The sequence below is a fragment of the Streptomyces sp. NPDC046909 genome, from assembly GCF_040644695.1.
In the GTDB taxonomy this organism is placed as follows: domain Bacteria; phylum Actinomycetota; class Actinomycetes; order Streptomycetales; family Streptomycetaceae; genus Streptomyces.
Map to the genome: position 1 here is coordinate 107909 of NZ_JBEYXC010000008.1, position 13429 is coordinate 121337.

At 73.2% G+C, this 13429-nt stretch carries 13 protein-coding genes; 9 read left to right on the forward strand and 4 right to left on the reverse strand.

Features of this window, described 5'->3' with window-relative positions; genetic code table 11:
• Positions 1-2 precede the first annotated feature (2 nt).
• The 6 genes from ABZ928_RS26330 to ABZ928_RS26355 are packed head-to-tail and all read left to right on the forward strand — an operon-like array spanning position 3 to position 6784.
• The gene (locus tag ABZ928_RS26330; RefSeq protein WP_361523650.1) at positions 3-1334 is read left to right on the forward strand and encodes an O-antigen ligase family protein; all 1332 of its coding nucleotides are present in this window, start codon (positions 3-5) and stop codon (positions 1332-1334) included.
• Positions 1331-3196, forward strand: coding sequence for a lipid II flippase MurJ (locus ABZ928_RS26335; RefSeq protein ID WP_361523653.1), 1866 nt, complete (start codon positions 1331-1333; stop codon positions 3194-3196). The genes ABZ928_RS26330 and ABZ928_RS26335 overlap by 4 nt, the downstream gene beginning before the upstream one ends.
• Entirely contained in the window at positions 3186-3902 is a 717-nt protein-coding gene (locus ABZ928_RS26340; protein ID WP_361523655.1) for a polysaccharide deacetylase family protein, read from the forward strand. The genes ABZ928_RS26335 and ABZ928_RS26340 overlap by 11 nt, the downstream gene beginning before the upstream one ends.
• 1 nt (position 3903) lies before the next feature.
• Positions 3904-5049 carry a glycosyltransferase gene (locus ABZ928_RS26345; protein WP_361523658.1) on the forward strand — a complete coding sequence of 382 codons (1146 nt, stop codon included), beginning with the start codon at positions 3904-3906 and terminating at the stop codon, positions 5047-5049.
• Positions 5046-5699, forward strand: coding sequence for a lipopolysaccharide biosynthesis protein (locus ABZ928_RS26350; protein ID WP_361523661.1), 654 nt, complete (start codon positions 5046-5048; stop codon positions 5697-5699). Before ABZ928_RS26345 ends, ABZ928_RS26350 begins: the two co-directional genes overlap by 4 nt.
• Positions 5696-6784: a GNAT family N-acetyltransferase gene (locus tag ABZ928_RS26355; protein ID WP_361523663.1), complete on the forward strand. Its 1089-nt coding sequence runs from the start codon at positions 5696-5698 to the stop codon at positions 6782-6784. The genes ABZ928_RS26350 and ABZ928_RS26355 overlap by 4 nt, the downstream gene beginning before the upstream one ends.
• A gap of 22 nt (positions 6785-6806) precedes the next feature.
• On the opposite strand, the gene ABZ928_RS26360 is transcribed toward ABZ928_RS26355, so the two are convergent.
• Positions 6807-8120 carry a glycosyl hydrolase gene (locus ABZ928_RS26360; protein WP_361523666.1) on the reverse strand — a complete coding sequence of 438 codons (1314 nt, stop codon included), beginning with the start codon at positions 8118-8120 and terminating at the stop codon, positions 6807-6809.
• Positions 8121-8268: 148 nt separating this feature from the next.
• On the opposite strand from ABZ928_RS26360, the gene ABZ928_RS26365 reads away from it, so the two are divergent.
• Together ABZ928_RS26365 and ABZ928_RS26370 are read left to right on the forward strand one after the other, a co-directional pair.
• Entirely contained in the window at positions 8269-9552 is a 1284-nt protein-coding gene (locus ABZ928_RS26365) for an ATP-grasp domain-containing protein (RefSeq protein WP_361523669.1), read from the forward strand.
• Positions 9552-10823 carry an FAD-dependent oxidoreductase gene (locus ABZ928_RS26370; protein WP_361523672.1) on the forward strand — a complete coding sequence of 424 codons (1272 nt, stop codon included), beginning with the start codon at positions 9552-9554 and terminating at the stop codon, positions 10821-10823. The genes ABZ928_RS26365 and ABZ928_RS26370 overlap by 1 nt, the downstream gene beginning before the upstream one ends.
• Positions 10824-10868: 45 nt before the next feature.
• On the opposite strand, the gene ABZ928_RS26375 is transcribed toward ABZ928_RS26370, so the two are convergent.
• From ABZ928_RS26375 to ABZ928_RS26385, 3 genes are all read right to left on the reverse strand, one after another.
• Entirely contained in the window at positions 10869-11747 is an 879-nt protein-coding gene (locus ABZ928_RS26375; RefSeq protein ID WP_361523674.1) for a chaplin, read from the reverse strand.
• A gap of 105 nt (positions 11748-11852) precedes the next feature.
• Positions 11853-12044 carry a chaplin gene (locus ABZ928_RS26380; RefSeq protein WP_361524661.1) on the reverse strand — a complete coding sequence of 64 codons (192 nt, stop codon included), beginning with the start codon at positions 12042-12044 and terminating at the stop codon, positions 11853-11855.
• A 272-nt stretch (positions 12045-12316) separates the two neighbouring features.
• On the reverse strand, positions 12317-12718 hold the full coding sequence (locus ABZ928_RS26385) for a rodlin (protein ID WP_361523677.1): 402 nt from the start codon (positions 12716-12718) through the stop codon (positions 12317-12319).
• Between the two features lie 224 nt (positions 12719-12942).
• Here ABZ928_RS26385 and ABZ928_RS26390 point away from each other — a divergent pair, with 224 nt between their 5' ends.
• The gene (locus tag ABZ928_RS26390; RefSeq protein WP_361523680.1) at positions 12943-13344 is read left to right on the forward strand and encodes a rodlin; all 402 of its coding nucleotides are present in this window, start codon (positions 12943-12945) and stop codon (positions 13342-13344) included.
• The last annotated feature ends 85 nt before the right edge of the window (positions 13345-13429 follow it).

Below are 13429 nucleotides of genomic sequence, written 5' to 3' on the forward strand. Positions count from 1 at the left end.
GCATGGACCACGTGCGGAGATTCGCGCCGGTACTCCCGGTGGTGGCGGTGATCGCCCTGCTGGGGCTGCCGATCGGGCCGGGCGGCGAGGGCGGCGCGGGGCCCGCCGACGCGGTCTCGGCGCTGGTGGTGCTGGGCTGCGGAATCGGTCTCGTACGGGACCGGCGGCGCCCCCTGTCCCGTACGGCGGCCGTGGTCCTCGGGCTGCCGGTGCTGGGGCTGGCGGTCGCGGCGGCGGGCGCGTCCTCGCCGGGGGCCGGGCTCACCGGCATGGGCCGCTATCTCCAGATCTTCGTCCTCGTCCCGGCGGCGGTACTGCTGCTGGTCCGGGGCCGGGCCGACTTCCGCCTCCTCGCCTGGTCGTTCGTGGGGCTCGCCCTGTGGCAGGGCGCGGTGGGCGTGCACCAGTTCCTGACCGGGACCGGGGCCTCGTACCAGGGCCAGGAGATCCGTGCCGTCGGCACCTTCGGGGCGCAGGACGTGATGGGCATGGCGACCGTCGTGTGCTTCGGCCTGGTGTGCGCGGTGGGGCTGGCGCTCGGCCGGACCCCGGTACGGCAGCGGGCGATCGCGGCGGGCTGCGCGCTGGCGCTGCTCGTCCCGCTCGCCCTGTCCTTCAGCCGTGGCGCCTGGATCGCGACCGCCGTGGCGTGCTCGGCGCAGCTGGTCCTTGCCGGGCTGCGGCGGGCGCTGAAGGTGGGGGCCGTGATGGTGGCCCTCGGGGTGATCCTGGTGGGCGGCTTCGGGGTCGGCTCGGCGATGCTCCAGGAGCGGATCAACAGCATCACCCAGGTCACCGACGCGCCCGACCAGTCCGTCACCGACCGGTACACCATGTGGGCGGCGGCCGTCGGCATGTGGCGCGAACAGCCGCTGACCGGCGTGGGGTTGAAGGGCTTCCCCGAGCACCGGGACGCCCATGCCTCCCTCGCGCTGTCCGCGGGCAGCGACACGGAGGGCGCGGGCGCCGCCTACCGCAAGCAGCCCCTGCTGTCCCCGCACAACATGTACCTGCTGATCCTCGCCGAACAGGGCCTCATCGGCCTCCTCGCCCTCGCGGGCGGCTGGCTGGCCCTGCTGGTGTGCGGACTGCGGGGGCTCGCGCGGATCCGGCGCTCCGGCCCCGGGCTCGACTGCGGGCTGGTCGCCTGCGGCTTCCTGGTCTGGCAGCTGACCGACTTCATGTACGCCGACATCGGCGGCCCCTCGACCGTGCTGACGGCCGTCTGCTTCGGGCTCGCGGCCTGGTGGGCGCTGGCCAGTGGGGCGCCGGAGAAGGCCGTGACGGCTCCGGCGCCGGTGCGTGAGCTCGCCGAGGAGGCGGCCGCGCGATGACGGTGACGCCGCCTCGGGCTTCCGGGGACTCCTCGGGGACTCCGAGCGAGCGGGTCGTAGCGCCGACCGGGGCCTCCGGACGGGCCGTGGCAGCTGACGGCACCCGGGTCTCCGGGGTCTCCCGGGCGGCCTCGGGCGGGCGAGACGCGGCTTCGCAGGGCGACCGGAGCCGTAGCCACCCGTCCGGCGTCGACCTGGCCGTTCCACCGACCCGTACCGACCTCGCCCCCGCCCCCGCCGAGGCCGCCGACCTCGCCCCCGTCTCCCGCGGCTTCCTCGCCAAGGCCGCTCTCGTCACCGCCGTCCTCACCGCGGCCGGTGCCCTGCTCGGGCTGGTGCGGGACCAGGCGCTGGCCCGGCTGTTCGGGGCCGGGAGCGAGACCGACGCGTTCCTCGTCGCCTGGACCATCCCGGAGTTCGCCGCGACGCTGCTCATCGAGGACGGGCTGGCCTTCGCCCTGGTCCCGGCGTTCAGCCTGGCGCTGGCCCGGCGGGCACAGGGGACGCCCGGGGACCCGGTCCGCGCGCTGGTCGCGGCCACGCTCCCCAAGCTCTCCCTCGCCTTCGTCGCCGTGTCCGCGGTCATCGTCGGCGCCGCCCCCTACGTCGTCGAGGCCCTCGCCCCCGGCCTGCCCGACCCCGCGCTCGCCGTCGACTGCACCCGCCTGACCGCGCTCTGCGTCCTGGGCTTCGGACTCGCCGGATATTGCAGCGCCGCCCTCCGCGCCCACCGCAGGTTCCTCGCGCCGGCGGCGATCTACGTGGCGTACAACACCGGCATCATCACCGCGATGTTCGTCCTGGGCGGGCACTGGGGCGTACGGTCGGCGGCGGCCGGGGTGGCGATCGGCGGCGGGCTGATGGTCCTCATCCAACTGCCGCCTTTCGTACGGCAGTTGTGCCGCAAGCAAGTTCCCCAGCAGGCCCCCCAGCAGTTCGCACAGCAGGAACAGGAGCAGGAGCAGGAACCGCGGTCCGCCCCGAGCGGCGAGCGTTCCGTCACCGCCGCCCTCGTCGCCACCGTCCTCCTGTTCGCCCTGTGCCGGCAGTCCCAGACGCTCATCGAGCGCTTCCTCGCCTCCACCCTCGACGCGGGCGCCATCTCGCATCTGAACTACGCGCAGAAGGTCGCCCAGATCCCGATGACCCTGTCGATGATGCTGTGCACGGTCACCTTCCCGGTGGTCGCCCGCGCCCTCGCTGACGGCGACATCGAAAAGGCCCGCACCCGCGTCGAGCGCGACCTCGCCCTCGCCTCCTGCGTGCTGCTGCTCGGCGCCGCGACCGTCATCGCCTGCGCCCCGCAGATCGTCGGACTCCTCTTCCAGCGCGGCGCGTTCACCGCCCAGGACACCGCCGCCACCGCGGGCGTCATGCGCGTGTACGCCCTCGGGCTGCTCGGCCAGACCCTGACCGGCGTGCTCGTCCGCTCGTACTTCTCCGCCGCCCGCCCGAGCTGGTACCCGGTCGCCGCGATGGCCACCGGCATCATCGCCACCTCCTGGATCGGCGCCCTGACGGTCGGCGTCTGGGGCGTTTCCGGCATCGCCGCCGCCAACGCGGCCGGTATCACCGTGACCGCCCTGGTGCTGCTCGCCGGCATGGGCCCGAGAAGCGTCCCGATCCGCAAGCGCCGCGCGCTGCACGAGCTGAGCAAGCCGGTGCGGGCCGCGGTGGTCGCCGGTGTCGCCGGGACCTTCGTCGCCGGTCAGGTGCCGTCGGCCGTGCCCGGGCTCGCGGCGGGCGGCGCGACCGTCGCCGCCGTCTTCGTCCTGCTCGCCTGGGCCATGGACGCCCAGGGCGTGGTCCCCGCACTCCGATCCGTACGTTCCGTCACACGAAGGCTCAGCCATGGCCGTTGATTCCGCCCCCGTCCCGTGGATCGCGATGTACCACTCGGTCGGCGACCCCTCCGACGACCCGTACCGCATCACGGTCACCCCCGACCGACTCGACCGCCAGCTGACCTGGCTCGGCCGCCGTGGCCTGCGCGGCGTCTCGATGGCCGAGCTGCTGGCCGCTCCCGACCGGAAGAACCTCGTCGGCCTCACCTTCGACGACGGGTACGCCGACTTCGTCGCGGACGCCCTCCCCGTCCTCCGCCGGCACGCCTTCGGCGCGACCCTCTTCGTCCTCCCCGGCCGCCTCGGCGGCGACAACGCCTGGGACCCGCTGGGCCCGCGCAAACCGCTGCTCACCGCCGACGGCATCCGGCAGGCCGCCGAGGCGGGCATCGAGATCGGCTCGCACGGCCTCACCCACGTCGACCTGACGACGGCGGACGACCTTCGCCTCAAGTCCGAGGTCGTGGAGAGCCGGGCCGCGCTGGAGGAGCTGACCGGCGCTCCGGTCGACGGCTTCTGCTACCCCTACGGCACCCTCGACGAGCGGGCCGTGAACGCCGTACGGGAGGCCGGATACCGGTACGCCTGCGCCATCGACCCCGGCCCCCTCACCGGCCCGCACGCCCTCCCCCGCCTCCACATCGGCCAGAACGACACCGCCGTACGCCTGTTCCTCAAATACCGGCTGCACCGGCTGCGCCGCCGTCCCGTCGAGGGGATCTGAGGTGAAGGCCCTCCACGTCATCACCGGCCTCGGCGTCGGCGGCGCCGAGCAGCAACTGCGGCTGCTGCTGCGGCACTTGCCGGTCGACTGCGACGTCGTGACGCTCACCAACCCGGGCGCGGTCGCCGACGGGCTGGTCGCCGACGGGGTGCGCGTCACCCACCTCGGCATGGCGGGCAACCGGGACCTGGCCGCGCTGCCGCGTCTGGTCCGGCTGATCCGGGCGGGCGGCTACGACCTCGTGCACACCCACCTCTACCGCGCCTGCGTCTACGGCCGCCTCGCCGCGCGCATGGCGGGTGTCCGGGCGGTCGTCGCCACCGAACACTCCCTGGGCGACTCCCAGATGGAGGGCCGCAGGCTCACCGCCGGGGTCCGCGGCCTCTACCTCGCCAGCGAGCGCCTCGGCCGCGCCACGGTCGCCGTCTCCCCCACGGTCGCCGCCCGCCTCAAGCGCTGGGGCGTGCCCGCCCCCCGCATCGAGGTCGTCCCCAACGGCATCGACCTGGCCCGCTTCCGCTTCGACCCCCTCCAGCGCCTGCACACCCGCCGCCGTCTCGGCCTGCCCGAGGAGGCGTACGTCATCGGCGGCATCGGACGTCTCACGGCGGGCAAACGCTTCGACACCGCGATCCGGGCCGTCACCCGACTCCCGGCCGACTGCTGGCTGTTGCTGGTCGGCGGCGGCCCGGACGAGCACCTCCTGCGCCGCACCGCCCGCGAGGCCGGCGTCGCCGACCGGGTCCTGTTCACCGGCGAACGCCCCTACGCCCCCGACGGCTCCCCCGGCCCCGACCTGCCCTCCCTCGCCTCCGCGATGGACCTGCTGGTCTCCCCCTCCCCGGAGGAGGCCTTCGGGCTCGCGGTCGTCGAGGCGCTCGCGTCCGGACTGCCGGTCCTCTACAGCTCCTGCCCGGCGATCGAGGACCTGCCCGCGCAGGCCGCCCCGGGCAGCCGGCAGGTCCTCGGCGGCCCCGAGGAGTTCGCCCGCGCGATCGCGGCGGCCCGCACCGAGGGCCCGCGCCCCCGGACCGCCCCCGACGCCGCCCACCACTACTGCATCACCCGCAGCGCCGCGGCACTGATGGACGTCTACGCGGCCGCGGCCAGTCCAGCACCGTCATCCCAGGGAGCCAGTTCCACATGACCGAGAACCCCACCGGCCCGCGCCGCCCGGCCGTCCTCACTCGCGCCAGGACCCTCCCGGCCTGGTCCCTGCTCGCCGCCGGCACCGTCGTCGGCGGACTGCTCGGCGGCGTGTACGGCCTCGCCAAGACACCGACGTACACGGCGACCAGTTACGTCATCGCCGTCCCCACCGAGAAGTCCGACCCCGCGTCCGCGCTCGGCTTCGCGCAGGCCTACGGCCGGGTCGCGACCCAGCTCGCGGTGCTCGGGGACGCCCAGGTGTGGGCGGGCGTCCCGGTGCGGACGCTCCAGTCGAGCGTGCAGACGGCGACCTCCCCGGACGCCCCGATGGTCGCGATCACGGCGACCTCCTCGCGCCCCGACCTGGCCGCCGACATGGCCAACGCCGTTTCCCGCGCCCTGACCCGGCACGCGGGCGACACCAAGGGCGACACCAACGTCGAGCTCCAGCAGTTCGCCCGGGCCACCAAGCCCACCGAGCCGTCCTCGGCCTCCCCCGCGGTGACCGGCCTGGTCGGGGCGAGCGCAGGCGGGCTGCTCGGCGGCCTGGTGCTGCTGGTACGGCCGCGGCGGAACGCGTCGGACCCCGGGCGCCCGGCCTCGGTGCCCGGCCCGGCCGTCGCCGCCGACGCGCACGGCCAGCTGTGACGTACACGACGGAACTCGTCACCGACGACACCGACTTCGCCGCCCTCGCCCCCGACTGGGCGCGCCTGTACGGCCGTTGCCCCGCCGCGACCCCGTTCCAGAGCCACCCCTGGCTGCACTCCTGGTGGCTCTCGTACGGCCGTCGCGGCCGGCTGCGCGTCCTGCTGGTCCGTGACGGGCGCGAACTGGTCGCCGCCGCGCCCCTGATGCGGGTACGCCGTCCCGTGCCGTCCCTCGTGCCGCTGGGCGGGGCGATCTCCGACTACGGGGACGTCCTGCTGGACGAGGAGCGCGGCGAGGGGGCGGTCGCCGCGCTCACCGAGGGGCTCGCGGCGGCGGCCCGTACCGCGCTGGTCGATCTGCGCGAGGTGCGGCCGGGCGGCGCGGCCGAGCGGATCTACGACCACTGGCCCGGGCCCCGGCGCCGGGTCGGCGACTCGCTGTGCCTGGAGCTGCCCGCCGTACCGATGGACGAACTGGTGGCCCGGCTGCCGTCGACGAAGGCCCAGCAGCGGGTGCGCGCCAAGCTCCGCAAGCTGACCGCACTCGGTGTCGAACGGCATGTCGTGCAGCCCGACGAGGTCGACAAGGCGCTGCGGCGCCTCCTCGAACTGCATCAACTCCAGTGGCAGGGGCGGAAGGTGACGAGCGAGCACCTGCGGCCCCGGTTCTGCGAGCACCTGGTGCGCTCGGTCGCCCCGATGGTCGCCGCCGGAGACGCGGTCGTCACCGAGTTCCGGCTCGACGACGACGTGGTGGCCGTCGATCTGACGCTGCTGTCGCGGCGCCTGGCGGGCGGCTATCTGTACGGCGCCCATCCGTGTCTGCGGGAGCGGAAGGCGGACGTGGCGGTGATGCTGCTCGACGCGTGCAGCGGACACGCGCGCGGCACGCTGAGCCTGCTGCGCGGGAACGAGCCGTACAAACAGCACTGGAAACCCGAACCCGTGCTCAACCAGCGGCTGTTGCTGGCCCGGCGGCGCACCGCCCCGCTGCTGGCGGCGGCCCTGTGCGATGTCGCCGCCCGCAGCCGGGGCAAGGAACTGCTGCGGAAGTGGAGGGAGCGCGGTGGCGGCGGCCCCTGAACGGACCGCCGCCACCCGGGACTCACCGGCTGCGCGACCACCAGTCGAACCGCATGCACAGCTTCCCGCCGATCCAGTACTCGACCCACTCGCCCAGGTCCAGCGGCGTGCAGTTGGCCGGTTCGGTCGGAGTCGGAGTCGGGTCGGGCGTGGGCTCGGTGGGCGTCGGGGTCGGTGTCGGGGTCGGCTCCTCGTTGCGGCCGAAGAGCACGGACCGGTAGACCTCGGACGCCTTGGGGTTGTCGTCGCACTGCCAGACGCCGTGCGGACAGTAGTCCGTCAGCGTGTTGTACAGCGGCTTGTGCTCGTCCATCCACGCGAGCATGCGCCGCATGTACTCGGGATTGTCTCCGTTGCGGAAGAGTCCCCATTCAGGATAGGAAATTGCTTTGCCGTGGGATTTCGCGAATTCCACGTGTTCCTGAAGTCCGAAGGGCTCTTTCACCTGCTGGTCGAACGAGAGGCCTTCCGGCTGGTCGTACGAGTCCATGCCGATGATGTCGACGGTGTCGTCGCCCGGATAGCACTTCGTCCAGCCGACGGCGTCCCGGCCGCGGCTCGGCGTGAAATCGAACCGGAATTTCTGGCCCGGCACCGAACGCATGGTGGTGACGATCCTGTTCCAGTATTTCTTCCAGGCCTCCGGGTCCGGCCCGCAGCGATGGGTGTACGTGATGCCGTTCATCTCCCAGCCGAGCACGATGACCGTGTCCGGCACCTTCAGCTCGACCAGCCGTTTGGCGAGGCGGCGGAAGTGGTGATCGAAGTCGCCGCGCGCGCCCTGTTGCAGCAGCCGCCGGACCTCGTAGTCGGGGACCCGGTCCTCGTTGCGCTCCAGCATGGGGACGTTGAGGACGAACAGCCGGTCGTCGCGCGCGTTGCGCCAGTCGGCCCACGCGTCGAGGAAGTTCGGGGCGCCCTCGATGTTGCTCCAGCGGTCGCCGGGCAGATAGGTGTGCCCGACCCGCAGATCGGCGCCGCCCAGCCAGCGGCTGAGCTCGGCCATGCGGGTCACCCCACGCGGGCCGTAGTCGAGGTAGGCGCCGAAGGCGGGCAGCTGCTCCGCGGGCTTCGGCTCGGGATCGAGCACAGGATCGGTGGTGGTCGGGGCCGGGGTCACGGCCGGGGCCGGGGTCGCGCTCGACTGCGCGGCCGGGGACGGCACCGCGGGGACGGCCGGGACCGGCGGCAGGGTCGGCGTGGGAGCGGGAGGATCGCCGGCCCGCCCCACCCCCGCTGCGAACCCGGGCCCCGTGGCCAGGGCGGCGGACGCGACGACCGACGCCGCGATGAACGCCAGCCTTCTGGTCCGGGCCCGTCGCTGCTGTGAGTCCATGCCTGCTCCTTTCTCACTCTCGCGCTCTCCGGCGAACGACACCGGTAACTGACACTCAGTCATATCAATATGAATTCCGCCACCGTGCTTACGGCCTTCGAGTGGCCCGATCGCCCGCACGAGTGAAACGACCGAAGGATTTGAGTACGTGTCGCAGTTCGACACCCGCGTCCCCGCCGTACTGCTGCGGATCGACCGGAATCCCTTTCACCACGGAACGCTGGGTGCCGTGCGCTCGCTCGGCAGGGCGGGAGTGGAGGTGCATGTGATCGCGGAATCCACCGGAAGTCCGGTGTCCCGGTCGCGATTTGTACGACAGATCCATCCCCCGCCGCCACCCGGCACGCCCACCGCCGACATCGCCGTGGCCCTGCGCCGTATCGCCGCCCGGATCGCCCGCCCCGCGGTGCTGATCCCGATGGACGACGCGAGCGCGATCGCCGTGAGCCGGCTGCGCCAGGAGCTGGCGCCCGCCTATCTGCTGCCCGCGACCCCGGACCCGCTCGCCGAGCGCGTCGCCGACAAGGCCGAACTGGCCGCCCTGTGCGCCGCCGTGGACGTCCCCCACCCGCTCACCCTGATCCCGGACAGCCCCGCCGAGGCCGCGAACGCCGCCTGGCAGCTCGGTCTGCCGGTGATCGCCAAGTGGAGCCGCCCCTGGCTGCTGCCGGCGGAGAGCGGACTGCGCAGCACGGTGGTGCTGGGCTCCGCCCAGGAGGCACGGGACCTGTATCTGCGCACCGAGGAGGCGGGCAGCCGACTGCTGCTCCAGGCGTATCTCCCGCCCGGCACCGACCGCGACTGGTTCTTCCACGGGTACGCCGACCGCTCGGGCGCCGTCCGCGGCGGCGGCGCCGGCGTCAAGCTGCGGGCCTGGCCGCGCGGCGCGGGCCTCACGGCGGTGGGCCGCTGGACGCCGGACCAGCGGGTGCAGGCACTCGCCGAGCGGATCACCGGCGCGCTCGGCTACCGCGGCATCTTCGACCTCGACTTCCGCCGCGACGCCCGGGGCCGCCACCACCTGCTCGACTTCAACCCGCGCCCGGGCGCCCAGTTCCGGCTCTTCAGCGACACCGCGGGCCTGGACGTCGTACGCGCCCTGCACCTGGACCTGACGCACCGTCCGCTGCCGGACGGGGTGCCGCGGGCCGGGCGGGAGTTCGTGGTGGAGAACTACGCGCCGCTGACCGCGCTGCGCCCGGCGCCCGCCGGGCGGGAGCTGGCCTGGTGCGCGGCCGACGACCGGGCGCCGGGACGGGCGATGTGGGGCCTGTGGGCCCGGCACGTGTCGCGCCGGGTGCGGGAACGCCTCGGCCGGCTGTACCCGCCGGCTGCCGACCGGACACGCGCGCGTGTGGTGCGCCAAGCGACCGAGCCGACCGATCTGACCGACACCGGTCTCACCGACGACGAGAAAGCGAGCAGCTGCTGATGTACGACCTGCTGGTGGTGGGCGCGGGCCCGTACGGCCTGTCCATCGCGTCCCACGCCGCGGCCGCCGGGCTGAAGGTGCGTGTCTTCGGCCGGCCCATGGCGTCCTGGCGCGACCACATGCCCCGCGGCATGTTCCTCAAGTCGGAGCCGTGGGCCTCCCATCTCTCGGACCCGGAGCGCCGCTGGCGCCTCGACGCCTACTGCGAGGGCCGGGGCATGACGGCCCGTCACGGGGAGCCGATCCCGGTGGAGGTGTTCGCGGAGTACGGCCTGTGGTTCGCCCGCAACGCCGTGCCGGCCGTCGACGAGCGCACGGTGACCCGGGTGGTCGCGCTGCGCCCCGGCGGCTTCGAGGCGGTCACCGACGACGGCGAGGTACTGCCCGCCCGCACGGTCGCGCTGGCCGTGGGCGTCATGCCGTTCGTCGAGATCCCGGCGGCCCTCAAGGACCTCTCCCCCGCGCTCGTCACCCACAGCAGCCACCACAGCGACCTCGACCGCTTCCGCGGCAAGGACGTCACGGTGATCGGCGGCGGCCAGGCGGCCCTGGAGACGGCGGCCCTGCTCGCCGAACAGGGCACGCGCGTGCGGGTGCTGGCGCGCGCGGACGAGCTGTGCTGGAACGACGTACCGCCGCCGTGGGAGCGCCCGCTGTGGCGCTCGGCCCGCTCCCCGCACAGCGGCCTGGGCTGCGGCTGGCGCAACTGGTTCTACGCCGAGCGCCCCGGTCTCTTCCGCCGGCTCCCGGTGCGGACGCGGGCGCGGATCGCGACGACGGCGCTCGGTCCGGCGGGCGCCTGGTGGGTGCGGGACCGGGTGGAACCGGCCGTCGAGGTGCTCCTCGGTCACGAGGTCGCGGCGGCGCGCGAGGTGCCGGGCGGGGTGCGGCTGGAGGTGGCGGACCGGACGGACGGGGTCCGGGCGCCGCGCACGCTGGAGACGGAACACGTCATCGCGGCAACGGGGTTCAGGGCCACCAGCGACCGTCTCGGCCTGCTCTCCGAGCAGCTGCGCACGGCTCTGGCGACGGGGGCCGACGGCACTCCGGCGGCGGGCCGGGACTTCGAGTCGCCCTCCCACCCGGGCCTGTTCCTGGCGGGCCTGGTGACGGCCTCCGCCTACGGCCCGGCGATGCGTTTCGTGCACGGCGCGACCTACACGGCGGGCGCGCTGGTGCGAGGGGTGCGGCGCCGGCTGCACACCGGGCCGCGCGAGGGAGCGGTGCCGGCGCCGGGTCGCCGGGAGGTGGCCGAGGGGGCGCGGCGCTGAGCGGCCGCGGGTGCCGGACGGGGACGTCCGGCACCCGGCGCACTGCTACCGGTGCTCGCCGGCCGTCCTGCGGCCCCGGCGGTACAGCACGGCCCCGGCGGCGATCAGCGCCGCGCTGGCACCGGACGCGGCCATCATGGCCGCACTGCTGCTTCCGGTGTCGGGAAGGTGGGGCGGCGGGCCGTTGTGCCCGGGAGGAGTGCTGTCCTCCTGGGTCGGCGGCGTCTGGTCACCGCCCGTCGGGGGCGTCTGGTCGCCACCGGTCGGAGGCGTCTGGTCACCACCGGTCGGGGGCGTCTGGTCACCGCCCGTCGGAGGTGTCTGGTCGCCGCCGGTGGGCGGGGTCTGGTCCCCGCCGGTCGGAGGCGTGTCGGTCGGCGTCGGCGTGGGCGTGTCCCCGTACCCCGGGGTGTCCCCGTAGCCGCCGGATCCGCAGTCGCCGCCGAACGCGGGGTTGAGCCCGCTGATGACGTCGACCGTGTCCCCGCACGCGTTCACCGGCACCTCGACCGGCGCCTGCGCGTGGTTGCCGGACACCACACCGGGCGAGCCCTCGGCGCTGCCGTGCGTCCCGTGACCGGAGGGGCCGTGGGCGCCCCCGCCGTACCCGGAGTCGCCGTATCCGGAGTCCCCGTAACCGGAGTCGTCGCCGTACGCACCGCCGCCCTTGGGTGAACCCGAGTCATTGGCACAGGAGTTGCCGAACGCGGGGTTCAGCAGGGCGATGACATCGATCGAGTTGCCGCAGGCGTTCACCGGCGCGTCGACCGGGACCTGGACGTTGTTGCCGGACAGGACGCCGGGCGAGCCCTTGGCGGCCCCGTTCGCGTCCGAGTCGGCGAGGGCGGGGCTGCTGCCGCACAGGGACAGAATGCTCGTCGCGGCGGCCGCCGCGACCATTCCCCTGCTCAGGGTCTGTCGCAATCTCGTTGTCCTCCTGCTTGAAGAAGTGGGAAAAGCCGGCCTTGGAGGGCAAGGAAGCAGTCCAAGGCCGGCTCACACAGCCGGAGAGGCTGGGGTGCTACGACGTCAGTCGTTGACGCAGGTGTTGCCGAACGCCGGGTTCAGCAGGGCGATCACGTTGATCGTGTTGCCGCACACGTTGACCGGGATGTGCACGGGGACCTGGACGACGTTGCCGGAGAGGACGCCCGGCGAACCGACAGCGGCACCCTCGGCGCCCGCGTCGGCGAAAGCGGGGGCGGCCATGCCCAGGGCCATGATCGCGCCCGCGACGACAGCAGCGGTCTTCTTCATGTGCTTTCCCTTCTCTGCGGTCATGCCCCTATGACGTGACCTGCAGGCTGTAAAACGAGGGATAGACAGCCGAAGAAACTACGGAACGTGAGGCACCTCTTAATTCACTCGAACGCATTCATATAATTGACGCGACGCATCCGTACGAGGAGAAACGCTTCGCCTGAGTGGCGGAAAACGCCCGGACAGCCCGCGTGGAATTCACGGGCCGCCCGAGCGCGTTCAGGAACGACGGATCAGTGGTTGCCCGCTCCGTTGCCCGCGAGGGCGGAGATGTCGTCCAGGATGTGCGACAGCGGCTCGTCGCCCTTGGCCTGGGTCGAGTTGTCGGCGCACTGCTGGTTCTGCGCGGCCGACAGGACCGGGACGTCCTGGAGCACACCGACGGCACCGACACCGGCGATACCCTGGGCGTTCGCCTTCAGCGGCAGGCCGATGCAGAGCTTGTTGGCCGTGCTCTGCACCAGGGTGGCCTGCGGGCTCATGTCGCCCTTGGTGATCTGGTTGCCGAACTTCGAGTGGGCGCCGTTGCCGCTGGCGGACGTGGTGCCGTGGTCGTTCCCGATGGCCATGGCCGGCGACGCCGCACCGACAACGGAAGCGGCGACCGCCGCGGCGGCCATTGCCTTCTTCAGCATTTCAGTTCCTTTCCTGGGTGCATCACCAAGACGCACGCTCCTGCCTCCGCATCAACCAACTCCACGGGGTTTGGTTTCGGCACTTCACTCGATCGGGCCGGTGGCCGCTGCCGAATTAACGGAATTCCGCTGGGCCATCGGAGTGAATGGCAGCAACCATGCGGGCGCCGGGCAGTTGACCAGTGCGCTCCGGTGGACGGGGTTTCCTCAGAAGGGACTAGCAAGTGATCAAGAAGGTTCTGGCTACCGCCGCGGTCGCCGCTTCCGTCGCGGGTATCGCCTCCCCCGCCATGGCGATCGGCAACGACGACGGCACCACGTCCGCCAGCGGCAACGGTGCGCACCAGTCGTTCGGCAACTCGGCCACCTACGGCAACATGAGCCCGCAGATGGCGCTCATCCAGGGCTCGTTCAACAAGCCCTGCATCGGCCTGCCCGCGAAGGCCAACCTCCAGGGGATCGTCGGCGTCGGTGCCGTCGGTGTCCTCCAGGACGTCCCGATCCTGTCGGCCCCGCAGAACCAGCAGTGTGTCGAGAACTCGACGCAGGCCAAGGGCGACGAGCCGCTGTCGCACATCCTGGACGACATCTCCGTCCTGGCGGGCAACGGCACGGGCAACCACTGAGCCGTACGTCCTCCAGGGTTCCGTCACTGAGCCCTCGGGCTGCAATCTGAGCCCCCGTCAGCGGGCCGCCGGTTTCCCGGCGGCC

What these genes read in the sequence shown, in the direction of transcription:
- ABZ928_RS26350 (WP_361523661.1), top strand. Translation starts at nt 5,046, where the DNA reads ATGACCGAGAACCCCACCGGCCCGCGCCGCCCGGCCGTCCTCACTCGC.
- ABZ928_RS26380 (WP_361524661.1), bottom strand. Translation starts at nt 12,044, where the DNA reads ATGGCCCTGGGCATGGCCGCCCCCGCTTTCGCCGACGCGGGCGCCGAG.
- ABZ928_RS26335 (WP_361523653.1), top strand. Translation starts at nt 1,331, where the DNA reads ATGACGGTGACGCCGCCTCGGGCTTCCGGGGACTCCTCGGGGACTCCG.
- ABZ928_RS26330 (WP_361523650.1), top strand. Translation starts at nt 3, where the DNA reads ATGGACCACGTGCGGAGATTCGCGCCGGTACTCCCGGTGGTGGCGGTG.
- ABZ928_RS26385 (WP_361523677.1), bottom strand. Translation starts at nt 12,718, where the DNA reads ATGCTGAAGAAGGCAATGGCCGCCGCGGCGGTCGCCGCTTCCGTTGTC.
- ABZ928_RS26360 (WP_361523666.1), bottom strand. Translation starts at nt 8,120, where the DNA reads ATGGACTCACAGCAGCGACGGGCCCGGACCAGAAGGCTGGCGTTCATC.
- ABZ928_RS26370 (WP_361523672.1), top strand. Translation starts at nt 9,552, where the DNA reads ATGTACGACCTGCTGGTGGTGGGCGCGGGCCCGTACGGCCTGTCCATC.
- ABZ928_RS26340 (WP_361523655.1), top strand. Translation starts at nt 3,186, where the DNA reads ATGGCCGTTGATTCCGCCCCCGTCCCGTGGATCGCGATGTACCACTCG.